The sequence below is a fragment of the Enterococcus sp. DIV0213h genome (assembly GCF_051711285.1).
Taxonomy (GTDB): domain Bacteria; phylum Bacillota; class Bacilli; order Lactobacillales; family Enterococcaceae; genus Enterococcus_D; species Enterococcus_D casseliflavus.
Window position 1 is genome coordinate 2245262 of sequence record NZ_JBIOMH010000001.1, and the last position, 15965, is coordinate 2261226.

14 protein-coding genes and 1 tRNA gene are annotated in these 15965 nt (G+C 43.6%); 3 read left to right on the forward strand and 12 right to left on the reverse strand.

The genetic code is table 11. From position 1 onward, the window contains the following. On the reverse strand, positions 1-1215 hold the full coding sequence (locus tag IGI77_RS10385; RefSeq protein ID WP_325845038.1) for an ABC transporter permease: 1215 nt from the start codon (positions 1213-1215) through the stop codon (positions 1-3). Then, positions 1212-2324: a hypothetical protein gene (locus IGI77_RS10390; protein ID WP_438769979.1), complete on the reverse strand. Its 1113-nt coding sequence runs from the start codon at positions 2322-2324 to the stop codon at positions 1212-1214. The genes IGI77_RS10385 and IGI77_RS10390 overlap by 4 nt, the downstream gene beginning before the upstream one ends. Before the next feature lie 195 nt (positions 2325-2519). Here IGI77_RS10390 and IGI77_RS10395 point away from each other — a divergent pair. From IGI77_RS10395 to IGI77_RS10405, 3 genes are all read left to right on the forward strand, one after another. Continuing rightward, a tRNA-Leu gene (locus IGI77_RS10395) sits at positions 2520-2602 on the forward strand. A 406-nt stretch (positions 2603-3008) separates the two neighbouring features. Then, positions 3009-4235, forward strand: a complete 1227-nt coding sequence (locus IGI77_RS10400) for an Ltp family lipoprotein (protein ID WP_151195055.1) — start codon at positions 3009-3011, stop codon at positions 4233-4235. Between the two features lie 200 nt (positions 4236-4435). Beyond that, positions 4436-5707, forward strand: a complete 1272-nt coding sequence (locus IGI77_RS10405) for a hypothetical protein (RefSeq protein ID WP_438769980.1) — start codon at positions 4436-4438, stop codon at positions 5705-5707. Positions 5708-5795: 88 nt separating this feature from the next. On the opposite strand, the gene IGI77_RS10410 is transcribed toward IGI77_RS10405, so the two are convergent. The 10 genes from IGI77_RS10410 to IGI77_RS10455 form a co-directional block, all read right to left on the reverse strand. Beyond that, positions 5796-6023, reverse strand: a complete 228-nt coding sequence (locus IGI77_RS10410; RefSeq protein ID WP_438769981.1) for a hypothetical protein — start codon at positions 6021-6023, stop codon at positions 5796-5798. A 64-nt stretch (positions 6024-6087) separates the two neighbouring features. Next, a complete protein-coding gene (locus IGI77_RS10415; protein ID WP_438769982.1) occupies positions 6088-6960 on the reverse strand; it encodes a VOC family protein in 873 nt (290 codons plus the stop codon). A 165-nt stretch (positions 6961-7125) separates the two neighbouring features. Continuing rightward, positions 7126-7959, reverse strand: coding sequence for a sugar phosphate isomerase/epimerase family protein (locus IGI77_RS10420; RefSeq protein WP_074535211.1), 834 nt, complete (start codon positions 7957-7959; stop codon positions 7126-7128). Positions 7960-8108: 149 nt separating this feature from the next. Then, positions 8109-9602 carry an extracellular solute-binding protein gene (locus tag IGI77_RS10425; protein WP_015509909.1) on the reverse strand — a complete coding sequence of 498 codons (1494 nt, stop codon included), beginning with the start codon at positions 9600-9602 and terminating at the stop codon, positions 8109-8111. A gap of 3 nt (positions 9603-9605) precedes the next feature. Continuing rightward, entirely contained in the window at positions 9606-11198 is a 1593-nt protein-coding gene (locus IGI77_RS10430) for a glycoside hydrolase family 43 protein (RefSeq protein WP_270275774.1), read from the reverse strand. Then, positions 11195-11641 (reverse strand): DUF4064 domain-containing protein, encoded by a 447-nt coding sequence (locus IGI77_RS10435; protein WP_151195050.1) that lies wholly within the window; start codon positions 11639-11641, stop codon positions 11195-11197. The genes IGI77_RS10430 and IGI77_RS10435 overlap by 4 nt, the downstream gene beginning before the upstream one ends. After that, positions 11638-12555, reverse strand: coding sequence for a pectinesterase family protein (locus tag IGI77_RS10440; RefSeq protein ID WP_438769983.1), 918 nt, complete (start codon positions 12553-12555; stop codon positions 11638-11640). The genes IGI77_RS10435 and IGI77_RS10440 overlap by 4 nt, the downstream gene beginning before the upstream one ends. Beyond that, positions 12516-13406, reverse strand: a complete 891-nt coding sequence (locus tag IGI77_RS10445; RefSeq protein WP_005236484.1) for a dienelactone hydrolase family protein — start codon at positions 13404-13406, stop codon at positions 12516-12518. Before IGI77_RS10445 ends, IGI77_RS10440 begins: the two co-directional genes overlap by 40 nt. After that, a complete protein-coding gene (locus IGI77_RS10450; RefSeq protein ID WP_438769985.1) occupies positions 13403-14719 on the reverse strand; it encodes a glycoside hydrolase family 28 protein in 1317 nt (438 codons plus the stop codon). Before IGI77_RS10450 ends, IGI77_RS10445 begins: the two co-directional genes overlap by 4 nt. Further along, positions 14716-15837, reverse strand: a complete 1122-nt coding sequence (locus IGI77_RS10455) for a glycoside hydrolase family 88/105 protein (RefSeq protein ID WP_151195047.1) — start codon at positions 15835-15837, stop codon at positions 14716-14718. The genes IGI77_RS10450 and IGI77_RS10455 overlap by 4 nt, the downstream gene beginning before the upstream one ends. Between the last annotated feature and the right edge of the window lie 128 nt (positions 15838-15965).

Consider the following 15965-nt stretch of genomic DNA (forward strand, 5'->3'; position numbering starts at 1 on the left):
CTATGCCAAATGAAATTTTTTGCGTTGGATCGTCAAAAAGAAACACAATTCGATCAGAAGCCAAACGCCGCCTAATAAAAGTAAGCCTTTTTCCATCGTAAATCCTGCAGAACCAAAGTAAAAGCGTGTCCAGCCTGAAAGGACTTGTCCCACATTTTGATACAGATAGACATACAGCGTTTTATCAAGGTAGGCACTAAACCAGCGTCGTTGGAAAAGAAAGGGCGAAAGCAAACAAAAACCAGCCACAAGCAGATTAATCAGCTCTGAGCGAAACAGGGCACTGAACAGCAAGATGCCGCGACAATAAAGAAACTGCAAGAAAAGCGTTGCAAGAAAACATTGACTTAAAAAAAGACCGATGGCTTGTGTTTCAAAAGCATTGAAATCTGTGATCGGGTAGCGGGCATCAAAGGACGATGATAAAATCGTGACTGGCAGTTCCAAGGAACCAAAGCCGAATTGAATACCAGAGCCAAACCAGATAAAGAACATGGTTCCTAGCGTTGCGATTGCAGAACCAACCATCAACGCTGCCGTTTTACTCCAAAGGATCTCTTCTGCCGATAATGGCAGTGAAAGAAACAGGGATTTATGTCTTCGTTCTTTTGGTAAACAATCGATCGCCAAAAATAAAGAAACAGCAATTAATAGAATTGGTAAATATTCAGTAAAGCTTCGCTGTAATGCTTGCACCCCCGTTTTTTGCTCCATGACTGCTTGAGAGAGTTTGCTATTGGGCAGCTGGCTAAAAGCTTCCATCAGTTTTGCGGTTGATGCATAGCCAAAGCGCCCGTCATACCCAGCATAGTAATTTCGAAACGTGTAATAATCAGGGGTATAAAAAATATTTCGTTCATCGGTAAATTGCAAAGCGAGATGGTACCAAGTACTTGTGCTTTGTGCGTATGCTTGCCAGTCTTTCTCGGCTAGCGCGTCGAGCCGTTGTTTTTCTGCTTCATTCCATGGGGTAAACATTTCGACTGCCATGAATGCCGACCAATGGTCAGAGGGATTGGCTGCTTGTTGATCAAGAAAATCTTGTCGCACGGTATAGCGTTGTTGCATTTCTGTTTTATCTACTCGTTCAATCGGGCGAAAGTCTCTTTGCCAAAAACTGTAAACGCCGCTGTAGATCAGCAGCAAGCAAAAAAGGCCGATGGTTTTCTTGCTTTTTAACAGCTGGCGTAATTCAAAGAAAAAATAGTCTTTCATCCTTTACCTCCTCTCAACAAGCGATTCTGTTTATCCGCAACAAGCATGATGCTTAAACAAAGGAAGATCCACACTAGCGTCAGCAGCCAACTGGCATAGACGCCCCAAGAAGTGCCAGAGCCCAAAGCAAAGGCACCCGAATAAAATTTCTCCATAGCAGCTAGATGAACTGGTAATATAGGGATCTTTTGCAGCATCGGAATCAAGCCGAATCCATAAAAAAGCACCAGTAAAAAGAAAGAGACGTATCGATTGGCTGCGACCATGTTCATGACAAAACCTAAGCATTCGATCAAACCAATCAGCAAGGCAAAAGAAACCATACTAGATAAAACACTCTGCCAAAAAGGTAAGGCTACCCAATCCCCACTGAGATAGACGGCTACTGGATACTGCCAATCCCCGAACTCCCCCAGAAGGCTCATGGACAGAAAGACGCCTAAGAAAAACACAAGCAAGATTCCTAAATTGGTGATCGTTTTGACAAAAACCTTACTGACCATCCGAATCGGGAAAATCTGTGGGTATGAGCGGATCAAGGAGAAGTGTTCTCTTTCTTCTAATAAATTGTCACTAGCAAAAAATGCCCAGAAGAAGAACCCAAAATTCAGTAAAAACGTTATTGCCAAAGCGACAGCCGTCTGGGTATTGGCAGCCGTGAGAACCGGATCTTTTTCTTGCTCGGCTAAGGCTTGATAGACCGTTTGCTCTTGTTCGATCGACCACATCGGCGGTAAAAAGGCTTTGTCATCAACTGAAGACGCCCAAATCTGCTTTTTTAGCTCCGCCATTTGAATACTCGTTTGATTAAATCGTTCATATTCCTCCATAATCAAGTTGGACAGCTGCCGTGAGGTCAGAGTATTGTTATCAAGTAATAGCTGATATACCTCTTGGTCATCCGGTGAACCAGATTGATTGGCTTGGTAGCGATCAACAAGCCGTGAAGCCTCCGCTTTTTCTGCGGTAATGGTAGCAGGCAAGTTGACAGGTTCCATCAGTTTCAAATAAATGGAAAAACAACAGCCTAAACTAAAGGCTCCAATGAGTAGGAAGATGAATGTTTTCTGCTTAACAGCTTTTGCCAGTTGGTTTTTAAAATAGTTCATTTGCTCTCCTCTCAAAAAAAAATTATTCATTCTTTTAGCATACCTTTTATGGAAAAAAATGCAATCTAAAGTCTGAAAATTCTTTCAAATAGCATTTGGAAAAGTTATTGACAAACCTGCTGAAAATCAGGTAAGATATTTTCTAGACGCGGCGTGACAGAACTACCTCAGCCTGCGTTTCCTTCTATAGTATTTGCGGAAATGACGGAATGGCAGACGTGCAAGATTGAGGGTCTTGTGAGCAATCGCTCGTGTGGGTTCAAATCCCATTTTCCGCATCCTTACAGCTTCCCCATTGTGGGAAGCTTTTTTTTGTTTGCACAAAAGATCCCCCCTTGGTGATCCTTCAATGAATTCCCTCGATCGCTTTGATCTTGAGTACCTACTCCTCAAAAGTTGAGAGTAACCTTCCTTTCCCCAAAGATAAAAAATCCAATAAAAATCCTTTTATCGTTGCATTTAGTGATATTTTTCATATAAAATGAATAATATAACGACTATTCATAAAATTTGGTTCGATATTCCGTTTTTTCTTATTAGCGTATCAGAAACAATTGCTTGAATGAACTTGTGATGGAAATCTTTTCAACATTTTTTCCATTCACCTGCCCTCCTCCTTCCCCCAGATGAACCAACCTCTGCCGACCGTTTTCTCAGTTACTTTCGATAGAAAGAAGGAGTCTAATGAAAAAAAGAATACTGATCACCCTATTGTCATTCGTTATTTTGCTTATCGGCTGCACGAAGGCAGATGAAGAACTGTCAGAGACCGTTGCGCTTGGCATCGACGCACGACTGGAATATACAAACCAGTCTGGAACGGGTTGGGCCTATTATCAACCAGCGACCTTAGAATTGCTGATTGCAGGCAGCCAAGCCGAACTGGCTATTTTGGAAGAACTTGATTCTTCCGACGAAGACCTTCAGCAATTGATCAGCCACACGATTGATTTGATGGCAACCGCTGAACGAGCGTTAGTGGAGCGTCGGATCGATGTCCCTGCTTGGTTTGCCGCTCGCATTGGTTATAGCCAGGCTCTGGCTGCGATTCATGAACGGAGCCCTATCATTCTCAGTAATCAAGACAACCTCAACAGTCTACTAGAGGTAGCAAACGAAACGATTCCTGAAGCCGACCCGCGGGAAAAGCTGGGGCTTTTGGCAGACGATATCGAGCAGCTTCAGCAGCTCACAGAAGATGCGCTTACTCTTCATCGCACAATCGAACTTGACGATGGACTCACTGCCACTGTTTACCACACAAGCGAAACGAATGTTGACGTCTTCGTTTTTGCGATGCCCGATGAGGAGTACGCATCTGGGTTTACTGTTCTGAATCGGGAAACTGCCGACGAGCAAAAAGCTGCTTTCTATGAAACGATTTTACGAGCGCTCGCCGTAAATATTCCTCGTGAATCAATGATGTTTATGAATCGATTCGATCAATCTTCTGATGAACATCAGCTGGCGGTGATGACCTATGGCTTTGATCATGACATTGATCAAGACATGGTCACTACCGTGTATCAACAGCTTCAAGAAGCAAACGCCAAACAAGAAGCAGCTACGGCTTTGCAGCAAGAGCAAAACAATGACGAACAAACTCAGACCGAGAATGAAGGATCTTCAGAACAAAGACGAGCGATCGCTCGTGCCGAATCCTTTACGAACCTCATGGCTTTCTCACGTGCACGATTGATACAGCAATTAGAATTTGAAGGGTTTACCCATAATGATGCACAATGGGCAGTTGATCAGCTCACGATTGATTGGAACGAGCAGGCGTTGAAGAAAGCAAATAGTTACCATTCCTTGATGAGTCTTCCTCCTGACAACATTCGCCGGTTATTGACTTTTGAAGACTTTTCAGAAGAACAAATCGACTACGCGATGACAAACATAGGTAACTAAAAGCTAGCGAAGAAAAGGGCATCGCGATGCCCTTATGCTGTTGTAGTGACCCCAAAAAGTTAGGTTTTTTGGTCTAACTTTGGGGGTCAGTTGATGTCCCTTATATTGTGGCTATGTTTATACTCAAGAAAGAGCTCGATCTAAGGCGTTCATTCGTACAAAATGGCGAGGTTTAGTAGAGTCTCACGAGGAGGAGAAAAATGAAAAAACAAGTTTTGTTGCCTTTATTACTAATACTGTCCCTGATTTCAGGATGTGGGACGATAAATTCAGCAAGCCCTGAGGAACTTTCTGAACGCATCGGTGCAGCTTTAGATGCTGGTTGGGAACATACCTATCATGCAGAAAATCTTACTTATGATTTAAGTATTGAAAATCTCGAACTGATGATTCGAGGCAAAGAAGCAGAATTGGCCTTTCTAGACCAGGTCAATAGCAACTCAAAACACAAGGCGGCATTCATTGAAAACACGGAAACAATGATCGCACTCGCTCAAGAAGCGATCGAAGCTCGCTATCTGGATATGCCCAGTTGGGTTGCCGCTCGGAATGGCCGTATCGAAGCCTTACTTGCCATCCATGAAGAGAGCCCGATCATCGTCAGTAGACGAGCAAAATTGCAAGAATTATTCAACGAATACGAAGAGGATTTAGCACTAGTGACCGCTGGAGCAAACAATCCTCTTGCCGATGAAGAAGGAATTAATGAAGATACACGAGAAAAGCTTGGTTTGACACCTGATACACTTGAACACTTACACCAACAAAGCGATGACCAAGAAATCGAGTGGCAGAGTGCGATTGATTTGGCGAACGGTGTGACCATGAATGTCTTTTCAACAAAACATGAGCCAGTAGGGATTCTCACATTTACGAATGCTGGTGAGACCTACCCTTCCGCAATCACTTTGTTTAATGGACAAACGACGGAAATCGTTCCCGAGATAATGACTCCTTACGAAGCCGTTTCCGCTTATTTTTACGAAATTGCTGATGCTGTTTATGAAACGATTCCATACGGTTATCGATTTCTGGTTGAATCACTATGGCTTGAACTGGAAAACGACAATCGTTTTCAGTTCAGAACCTACGTGTTTGATAACGAAGTGACCGAGGAAACGATTTTAGCAGGGTTTCATCTCGCCCCGACTGTAGCAGCACGCTATGAGCGCGAAAACAATGCGACAGAACGAGAACGTGAAGCCTTTTTCCTCGTTAGAGCGCAAGGAAATCGTCGCTTTTATTCAAAACAAGAGATGGCAGAACTGTTAGAAACAGAAGGTTTTACTGCGGAGGAAACACAATGGGCACTAGAAACCCTAGATGTAGATTGGTATCGCCATGCTTTAGGACGCGCCAATCAATCCCGTCGGGTGTTAGGGATCCGTCAAAGAAATATGGCTGCTCATCTTGAAGGGAACGGCTTCTCACCTGATGAGATCGAATTTGCGATTGAAAACATGGAAAATTAATCTGTAGGGGACGAGACCCCATTTCCCATTTTGTCTTAGCTTAAACAAAAAAACGACCAATCTTCCTGTTTAAGATTGGTCGGTTTCTTTATTTTTTGGTTTTGATTGGTACCATGGCTTTGCTCCGATGCTGCTTCATTATTGCTTGAAGACCATAGACACCAACTCCGATAATTCCTGCAAAAGCCGAAAAAGCAATAAAAATCACAGGAGACGCCCCACTTTCTATTAATTGTTTCCCTTGGACAAAGAAAAATAAGCCCATGCTGATCAATAATGCTAGAAATAGTGATTGTCCCGCCCCGTTTTTTTTCATGCTTGCTCTCCTTTTACTTGATTATAGGTTATTCTCTCATTTCATGAATGAAAAAACCTCCATCTTAAGGCTGATTCTTTCTTTCGATGATCAGATTGATCCCATTCGGATCAGTCAAATGCAAGCGGCTGTCTGTTTCTAACTCATACGAAACGCCTCTTGCCTTGAGATGACTTCGTAACGTAGAAAAAGCCAAAGCTGGCAAAACGATCGTAAAGTACGCTAAGCCTAGATCCTGTTCTTCCATAGCTGGAACATTTCTTCCCATCCAAATATTCGATCCGATATGGTGATGATACGAACCAGCAGCAAAAAACTTTGCTTGGCTACCAAAATCTGAGGTCAAACGCATGCCTAAAACTTCTGTGTAGAATTCTTCTGTTTTTGCCAAGTCCGCCACTTTCAAATGGACATGCCCCACCGTGGTGCCAACTGGAAAGGTCGTTTGGGATCGGTCAGCGGCTCCCAGGACGCCTTGCGCGTCCATTTCGATAGTAACGCCTACGATCTCACCATCTGCTCGAATATCCCATTCACTCATCGGTTTGTCACGATACACTTCGATCCCATTTCCTTCTGGATCGCTCAGGTATAACGCTTCACTATACCCATGATCGCTGGCACCATCGAGGGGAGCTTTGGCTTCCAAATAATGAATCAGCATATTTCCTAGGTCTTTACGGCTAGGCAAAAGAAACGCCGTATGGAAAAGGCCTGTTTTCCGTGTCAAAGGCAACGGATCACTCACCTTCTCTAGAACTAAAAGCGCTTGCGCTCCCACGCCTAATCGCGCGTGATCTACACTTTGCTCCAATAAAGTCAGGCCGATCACGTCCGAATAAAACTGGCTCATTTTTTCTATGTTTGCTACTTTTAAAACGACTTTGCCAATTGCGGCTGTTGCATCGATTTGATAGGTGGATTGAATCATTGTCATCGCTATTTCCTCTTTTCTAAACAGTTAAATTCACTTGTACCTTTAAGTATAACACTAACTTTTAGTAAGTAAATAAATCTGCTTGCTGAGGAAAGGATTCCGTGATCTCCCGTGATTCCTTGAAATAAAGCATTTCCGCATCAGTCACAATCAAAGACATCTGCCTCACTTTTTCAATGCTTCAATCAGTGAAATGGCTGGCTGCATCGCTTCTTCGGTCGTCCCTTCTAACACAACATAACAATATGGCTTGTATTCAGCGGTAATGGCCAATAGTTGTTGATAATCAATCATTCCTTCTCCCAATGGGACTACCTTGATTTTCCCATCGATTACTTGATAGTCTTTCAAGTGCAAGCAAACGATGGCATCGCCAAAGCGGGAAAAAGCTTCCCTTGTCAAAGCGACTTGCTCTTGATAGTTCTTCGCAGTAATCAGATTGGTTGGATCAAAGATGATCCCTAAATAGTCAGAGGGTACCCGTTCCAGCAATTCTTCGATTCGGTCGATCGATGATAGTGGATGATTCAAGCCTGCTTCAATTCCTAGCATCACTTGATGTCTCTTAGCCACTTGGACCAAACGCTTGATCACCTGAACCAAATCATCGAAAACGACGTCACTAAAATTTTCCTCGGTATACCCCATATTTGGCAAAACCGAACCAGTTTCACTTGCGACCATAGCTGCATCAAAATATTTGGCATGTGCGAGATAGGTCTCGAATCTGGATAAAATCGTTTCCCGTTTTTCCAGATCAGGATGGATCAGATTACAATAACAACTTAATAAAGCGACCTGAACGTGAGATTGACCAAAAACTCGTTTGAAAAAGCGGCCTAAACCAGGGCTTAATTGCTCTGGCTCTGCCCATTGCGGGAAGGATTTATTTAATGCAAATTGAATGTTATGAATGTTTTGGGCGGCAATTTTTTGCGCTAATTCTTCTGGGGACCCATAATTCTTTAAATCATGCCCCCGAACAGTTAGTTGAAACATAGCTTCTCCTTTCTTCACTGCTTTTGAAGCAAAAAGAAGACCAAGCAGCCAATCACTTCAACTGGTCTTGGTCTTCAAATCTTTCAGCAGTAGCGGCTCCTCACTTCATCCATTTCTTCTCAATAGATGATCAGAACCTTTTGGGACCTTTATTGTTGTGAACGATAGTCTTCCGTGAACTCGTCAATGATTTGCTGTCCACCATTTCTTAAGAAGGTTTCGATCGCTGTATCAAACCCATCGATCTCGATTTCCCCAGTCATATATTGGTAGTAAGCGTCTGAGATTCCTTCAATCAAGCTTGACCATGAACGATCATAGGTTTCAGAGGTCAGCGATTGTGCAGGATTGATCACCGCAAACTCTTCATTTTCGCGAATCTTTTCATTGGCTAAGTTGACATATGGGTTGCTTGAAGGGAAAACTGTTACTAATTCGGATGGACGAGACGAAGAAAATGGTTGTACTTCTTGTTGCCACTTCGTATCATCTAAACGGACATAGACACCCTCATCATCAATTTCATAATGAACACCTTCGATCCCTTGCGTCATCAACGTAAACGGCTCTTCGTCCATCAAATCATTGATAAATTTCAAAACAACACGTAAGTCTTCTTCGGTTTCAACATTGTTTTTCGGAATGGCTAACCAGCCGCCCATTCCGCCATTGGTATCAGAAAGGATACGACGTTCCACATTTTCATGGACGATATCATTGATCAAGACCCATTCCATATGCTCTTCATCAGTACCAGCTGCATCATCAATGTAGTTACGTACTTCTTGCAAACCACTCAATACGATCCCACCACGACCTTGAACGATATAGTTCTTCTGATCATTTTTCGCCATTACCGCAAAATCAGAATTCATCCAGCCGTTATCATAGATATTACGGAACCATTCCATTGCTTCTTTGTATTCTGGTTGCATAAAGGATGGCATCACTTCATCATCATCCGTGATCGTAAACCAATTGTCTGCACCAAAGTAACCTGAAAGTGAACGGAACCCAACGTTAAAGGACTCATCACGCTCTACGAAACCAACCGTATCATCCGCACCGTTTCCATCTGGATCATCTTCCGTAAAGGCTTGGGCAACAGCTGCTAATTCTTCTAATGTCGACGGCACGTCCAAGCCTAAATTATCCAACCAATCTTTTCTGACAAGGACGCCATAACGCGCGATCGGTTTTAAAAACGGAACGCCGTAGATTCGACCATCAATTCGAGAAGACTCTAACCGATCTTCGGAAATTTCTGCCAAATTCGGGAACTCTTCTAAATAGGGTTCCACATCCCAGAACATTCCAGATGCGAGTGAGCTGCGGACGGTTGTGTTATTGATTTCTGTCAGACTAACGATATCTGCTAAAGAATTCGACGCCAATGCTGCATTCAAGCGTTCTGTTTTTGAAGCATCTGGCACCCACGTAAAGTCGATCTCGACCCCTGTGTATTCTTCTAGCTTTTGCGTGACATCTCCAGATGGTGGGGAAGCAGTATGTAGCATCGCCATCCAAGAAATACTTGATTTCCCTTCGCTTTCTGGTCCTTCAGGTGAACCTCCACCATCGCCGCAGCCTGCTAAAAACAGTCCAGCACATAATAATAAACTTGCAACTTTCAACTTTTTCATTTGTTAACCTTCTTTCTCTATTTTTAGGGAGCCATCATCGAGCGGATCTTTCCCTTGATACGTAAAATATTCAAAATCGGCATAGCTTTTGCCAAAGTGATCTAAATCATGGGCACTGATTCCAATGAAATTCCCCGTAAAACCACCAGACAAGAACTGGATGTTTTGCTTTTTAAAGGGATGCCACGTTTGTGATTGCCGATAGAACCATTGGGCTTCTAGATAAGAACCGACTACTTTCAATCCAATCGGCTCACTTGCAGCAGCGAGGGGCAATTTATCTGGGAACAAGTGAAATTCTCCTTCACAACACCGCAGCAACCGAAGGACCTTGTCTTCTTTTTCATCATAGGTTACGTAGAAAAACAAATAGTTTTCTTCATTTAAGAAAAGCGACAATCCAGCCATCTGATTGAACGATTGGGGGTGGTATTCCATCACTGTTTCAGCTTCAAAACAAAAGTCTTGTTGACGAATCGCCAATAAGTGCTTATGAAAGTTCGATTGCATCGATTCTCCGCCGATCAATCGCAAATACCCTGGTCGCTCACTCAGATTGCACCACTCTTCATTGGGCAGCAGTCGTCTACCGTTCCATGCTTTTTGCAACGATCCTTTAAAGTCATCAATAAAAACAGCAGGTGATGCCCTTTGCTTCTGAGCGTCGCTAGCGAGCCTGATGGTTTGATCTGGGATCGTATCGTTATTGCTAAGACGCAGCCATCCTTCGTGATCCCAATAGACAGTTTGGAGTGCTGTCTCTCGTCCAAGGATCGCTGCCCCTTCTACTGGCCGAGTCATCAAATAGCTCATGACCCATTCTCCTGATGGCGCAATCGTCAAACTGCCATGACCTGTACATTGAAAAGGGGAATCTTCGCGCTGATAGGCACGCATCATGGGAAAATGCGGATCTACTTCATAAGGTCCAGTGATGGTTTTACTACGACAAACTGTTACCGCATGACCTGCACCCGTTCCTCCTTCTGCCGTCAGTAAGTAATAACACTCATTGTGGTAATAAAGATGCGGTGCTTCAGTCTTCGCCAGCTGGGTTCCAGAAAAAATTGGCACTCTGTCACCGATCAAGCACCCTTGTGCTTCAGAGTATTCTTGGAGCACGATCCCCACCGATTTATTTGGTGTATCCTTACGATAATCCCAAAGCGCATTCAATAACCAGATACGCCCCTCTTGATCATGAAACAAGGACGGATCAAAGCCACTACCATTTAAGTAAATGGGCTCACTCCATGGCCCATGAATGGTAGGAGCCGTGATGAGATAGTTTCGACAGTCTTTGAAGGGGCGTGTCGTGTTGCGAACATTTGTATAGACACAATAGTATTGTCCGTTTGCGTAACTGATTTGCGGTGCCCAAATGCTGCAATTTGCTGCGTTGCCTAATAAATCCACTTGATTGGTCAGAATATCTGTTTCATGGGACCAATTGACTAGATCTTGAGAACAGTAGACCCGAATTCCTGGCAACCACTCAAAGGAAGAAACCGCTAAATAATAAGTATCCTCGACTTTTAAAATACTCGGATCAGGATGAAACCCTCTTAAAATCGGATTATTGATTATTGCCTTCATGCAACCCCTCCTTGTTTGCTGACTGCGTCCGTTGTTTTTTTCTTGTGTCCGTCATCGCGATGGAGAAAACAAAAACCCGCCGCTAAAAAGAAACAAAAGGCAATCGGAAAAGCGATCATTTGACTACCAATCAATGTCACGACACCAGTCAAAAAATAAATAGCACAAGATTGCTTTCGATAATTACGATAGCGAACAAGCATCGTCGCCACTGAAACCAATATCAGGAGTGCCAACAGCGTGAAGCCAAACCAAGCGCCGAGTGTTTGAAATTGCGCCAATGCTGCTTCTGCCGTCATTTGATTCAGTATAGTGGGAAACGCACGTTGAAAGATCTCTTCGAACTGCTGGACAGTCATTTGATTGATCGCCAAGGAAAAGCCGCCCATAAACACCAGAGCGAGAACCATCCCGATCCAGCCAGACCATTTTGCCTTGCTCATTTTTCTATCACTCCTTCAAGAGTCACCCATTCAGGACGTTGGGGACTTCTTTGGTAACAACACATTCGCTCCGTGAATGTGACCGTTTGGTGGCTTGCTGTTTTTCCCCAATCAGACCATCCGCAAGGGGCGAGCTGTTGATCAAAGCAGCAGGATAAAAAGGTGACTTTGGCGTCATTACGCCAAGGACGGCCTAAGTAATAGGCTTTGTCCCCTGTCACTCGGCACCGATCGAAGGTTAACCCGCTTGCTTGTTTGCTGGTTGAGGCAGCAGTAACATAGTTCGTTTGTGGTGTATTTTTACAATGCAAGCGACACTCTTCAAAGGTGGCGGAACCACCGCCAAAAATAAAATCGACTGTTCCACTGATCCTGCAATGCAAAAACAAACTCTGTTGTTGGTCAAAGATTGTCTTTCGCCAAGGACTGATCATTGGTTCGCCTTCTTTGGTATATTTTGGCAATGGACCCAGGCACAAGGTATCTTGAAAAGCATCGAGATGACAGCGTTCGAAGCGAATGTCATCCCCTTCGATATAGACGGCAACTGCTTGCCCGACTGCTTGCCCATACCCTGCGTCATTGATGATGGTCAGGTTTTTTACAAAGACTTCTCGGCTATTGATAAAGAGCGTCGCTGTTTGAAACGTTCCTCTTTTTTGCCCTTTTTCATCGGTTTGCTCGGCAGCCAAGTGGTAGCATAAGAACGTGTTAGGTTCCGCGATCAACGTAAGCTGGTTTTTATAAATTTTCACCTGTTCTTGATACACGCCAGAGGCGATCGTGATTTCACAAGGTGCTGTTAAGGCTTCAGCAGCCAGCACGGCTGCTTGGATACTCGTAAAATCACCCTTTTGCGGCTCTTTACTAACCTTTAGCTTGATAGGAGGTGCTGTTTTAGAAATTCGATCCACTGCGCTCTCATCTCCTTGGTTTCTTCATGACCGCCTGGCAAGCAACACGCCTGCCAATGCTCCTTGTAGCCTATTGCTTCATAATGCTGCCCGAGCTGCTGATCCAAACGAGCGACGCCGCTTGAGGGGCAGCCACGATCCTCTTTGCCAACCAAACTCAAACGGGGGCGTGGTGCGATCTGTTTTTGGATGGCCGCAGTCGTAAAGTCTTTCAACACATTAGGAACATAATAGTAAAACCCATGTTTGCTTAGACGGTCCTCTTCGATCAATGCTTGATAGTCCACTTGTGCTGCCATGTCCACCACCACTGATATCCGTTCATCTAGCGCTGCCAACCACCAGCTCATCAAGCCGCCCATAGAAAGTCCCAATGTGGCGATAGCGGAATGTTTCACTTCTTTGCGGGAAGCAAGATAGGTCAAAAACTGTTGATTGTCATAGATTCGTTGTCCCCATAATGTTTTGCCTTGCAACAGAAACCGCTTGTAGCTATCATTCTCACCGTTTTTTCGTTCGCCAAAGCCCCACATGTCGATCACCCCAACGGCGACGCCCAACTTCATAAATGTCGCGAATAGGCTTTCTTTTTGCATATAACACGGACTTTGTCGTAGTTCTTCTTTCCCCATCGTGAAGTCGCCGCCATGAGAATGATTGAACAAAACGAGTGGAACAGGTTGCTGAGAGCTAGGATAAGCAAAGTATGCAGGGACATCCTCTTCTTGATTTAATCGTAGAAGTAAATGTTCCAAGGTATAATTTTGCACTTGCTCTTTTGTTTGCTGAACCACTTGTGGTGCAACTTTCATATCAGGACCTAGCAGCTGTAGTAACTGAGGATCCCTCACAAAAAATCTCCTTGAAGTGCCAGAGGCTGACGATTCTCAAATGATTGTGTGACGGTGATTTCCCGACTATTCTCGATATGGAACGCTTCAGTTACGCCTTCCAAATTGATACGATCAAACTGAATATTCCGTCCACAGCCAATATAAAAGCCTTGTTTTGTCATCTCTTCGATACCTGTCATCATTGCAGGCTTTCCTGGAATTGGGTGTTCAGCCATAGAGACAGCAATATCTTGGAAAGTGATATCTGAAATAAATTGTTCAGCCAAGCCATAAACAAACCCAGCGGCCGCATGAACATTCCGAGCCGAGATATTTGCAAAATGGATTCTCCGAAAATGAGGGGTTTCCTCGGTGATCGGGTACGGATTTTTATCCCAAACATACTTTTCTTTGCCTTTCGGTCCACAGAAATAGTAAAGATTTAAAGTGAATGGACAGATAACATTATCCATCACAATGTTATTCACTCGAATATCTTCGATCGTTCCGCCACGTCCCCGACGGGATTTCAACCGAATCCCACGATCGGTATCTTGAAAAATACAATTACTGATGGTGACATTACGAATATCGCCGCTCATCTCACTACCTAGAACGACTGCCCCATGCCCATAAAGCATATGGCAATTTACGATCGTGATATTCTCACAAGCGACCCGTTCTTTGGTGTCCTCCGTTCCTGATTTGATGGCGATACAATCATCACCAACATCGATATGACAGTTACTGATGCGGACATTTTTACAAGATTCAGGATCGATCCCATCCGTATTTGGCGAATCCGCTGGATTTTTGATGCGAAGATTATCGATCGTTAGATCTTGGCAAAGAATCGGATTGACGGTCCAACTTGGTGAATCGACAAGACGGATATCTTTCAACGTAATTTGCTGGCAAGAGTCAAAACTGATTAATTTTGGTCGTGGATAAGCAAGCTGTTCACGGTTTTCCCGAAAGGTGTTCCACCATCTTTGCCCTTGTCCATCAAGCATTCCTAGTCCTGTGACAGCGATATTTTCCGCATTCTCGGCATATAAACAAGAGGCATAAACTTCCCGTTTGACCCCTTCCCAGCGAGACACAACGACGGGATAGTCTTTGGGATCATCAGAAAATACTAGGGTCGCCCCCAATAGTAGGTGCAGTTCAATATTACTTTTTAAAAAGAGCGCTCCTGTCGGATAGCGTCCTGCGGAAAAAGTGATTCTGCCTCCTCCTTGTTGATGCAATTCATCAATTTTTTCTTGAATCGCTTCTGTCAACAGACCTTCTTTTTCTTGTAAATCAGCTGTAGTCAATTGGATATTCATTTCTTGCTTCCTTCCTCCATTAGTGGTTGCAGCAGTAAACTCGCTTGTAAAAAGGCACCGTATCCTTTGAAATCATTCGTGATAACGGGTTCACTGATATAGTAAACAAACGTACCATCCCGATCATCTGGGCCACCAAGACCAGCAACTTCACAGTTTCTGATCAGATTCAACCAGCCTTCTTTTGTTAAAAAGACAAACTCATCAAGCAATCCTTGATAGGTCTCTTGGGCAAACACTTGCCATTTTTGATCGATGATCCCTGCTTTGACTGCTTTCGCTGTTGCGTAACAAATCATTGAAGAAGCGGATGCTTCTAAATAATTCCCACGCTCACTGCCTTTATCTAAGACTTGATACCACACTTTTTTCTGGGGATCTCTTACTTTAGCAAGAGCTTCTAGACAGGAGACAAACATTTTTTCTAATGGATTCTTCTGCTCTGATTCCCCTAATAGCACCATCGTATCTGTGAGAGCCATCATGAACCATCCCATTGATCGTCCCCAGAAATTTTTTGAACAACCGGTCTCAGGATCTGCCCACGGCTGGACTTTTTGTTCATCCCACGCGTGATACAAAAGACCCGTTTTTGGATCTAGGGTATGAGTAAAGCATAAGGTGAATTGCTTGATTACATCTTCCAATGCTTCTTCTTTCTCAAATGTCAGTGCGTATTCTGTTAGAAATGGGGCCCCCATATATAAGCCATCTAACCACATTTGATAAGGATAGATTTTTTTATGCCAGAACCCGCCTTCGCTTGTTCTTGGCATCTGCTGTAATTGTTGATACAGCGTGTCCAAGGCGATCTTGTATTTTGAAGCACCTGTTTCTTTGTATAGTAAGAATAAACATTTGCCATTATTGATGTAATCGATATTCATCGCATCCATCTGATAGTTTTTGATACAACCGTCTTCGTCAATATAAAAATCCATCGTGTTTTGGATATAGTCGAAATAGCGTTTGTCACCAGTTTGCTCATAGGCTTCTTTCACGCCTTGTAAAACGACCCCGATGTCATAGGACCATTTTCCGTGATAAATTTTTTCTTTGCATAAGTAGTCATAGCGCTCAAATAATGTGTTCAAAGCAATTTCCGAATAGTTCTTCATGTACGATACTTCCTTTTATTGTAGTCTCCTCAATTCATAGAGCTATTTGAATGAATCCGTTTTACCGGCTGTATTTCATGAGGGTTCAGCTTGTCTTGCTATTTTCAGGTGTTCTCTAGTAACCGTTT

Coding starts and splice junctions, on each gene's coding strand:
- IGI77_RS10455 (WP_151195047.1), bottom strand. CDS start 15,837: ATGAAGAACTATTCGGAAATTGCTTTGAACACATTATTTGAGCGCTAT.
- IGI77_RS10400 (WP_151195055.1), top strand. CDS start 3,009: ATGAAAAAAAGAATACTGATCACCCTATTGTCATTCGTTATTTTGCTT.
- IGI77_RS10425 (WP_015509909.1), bottom strand. CDS start 9,602: ATGAAAAAGTTGAAAGTTGCAAGTTTATTATTATGTGCTGGACTGTTT.
- IGI77_RS10385 (WP_325845038.1), bottom strand. CDS start 1,215: ATGAAAGACTATTTTTTCTTTGAATTACGCCAGCTGTTAAAAAGCAAG.
- IGI77_RS10390 (WP_438769979.1), bottom strand. CDS start 2,324: ATGAACTATTTTAAAAACCAACTGGCAAAAGCTGTTAAGCAGAAAACA.
- IGI77_RS10450 (WP_438769985.1), bottom strand. CDS start 14,719: ATGAATATCCAATTGACTACAGCTGATTTACAAGAAAAAGAAGGTCTG.
- IGI77_RS10420 (WP_074535211.1), bottom strand. CDS start 7,959: ATGTTTCAACTAACTGTTCGGGGGCATGATTTAAAGAATTATGGGTCC.
- IGI77_RS10405 (WP_438769980.1), top strand. CDS start 4,436: ATGAAAAAACAAGTTTTGTTGCCTTTATTACTAATACTGTCCCTGATT.
- IGI77_RS10410 (WP_438769981.1), bottom strand. CDS start 6,023: ATGAAAAAAAACGGGGCGGGACAATCACTATTTCTAGCATTATTGATC.
- IGI77_RS10415 (WP_438769982.1), bottom strand. CDS start 6,960: ATGACAATGATTCAATCCACCTATCAAATCGATGCAACAGCCGCAATT.
- IGI77_RS10430 (WP_270275774.1), bottom strand. CDS start 11,198: ATGAAGGCAATAATCAATAATCCGATTTTAAGAGGGTTTCATCCTGAT.
- IGI77_RS10435 (WP_151195050.1), bottom strand. CDS start 11,641: ATGAGCAAGGCAAAATGGTCTGGCTGGATCGGGATGGTTCTCGCTCTG.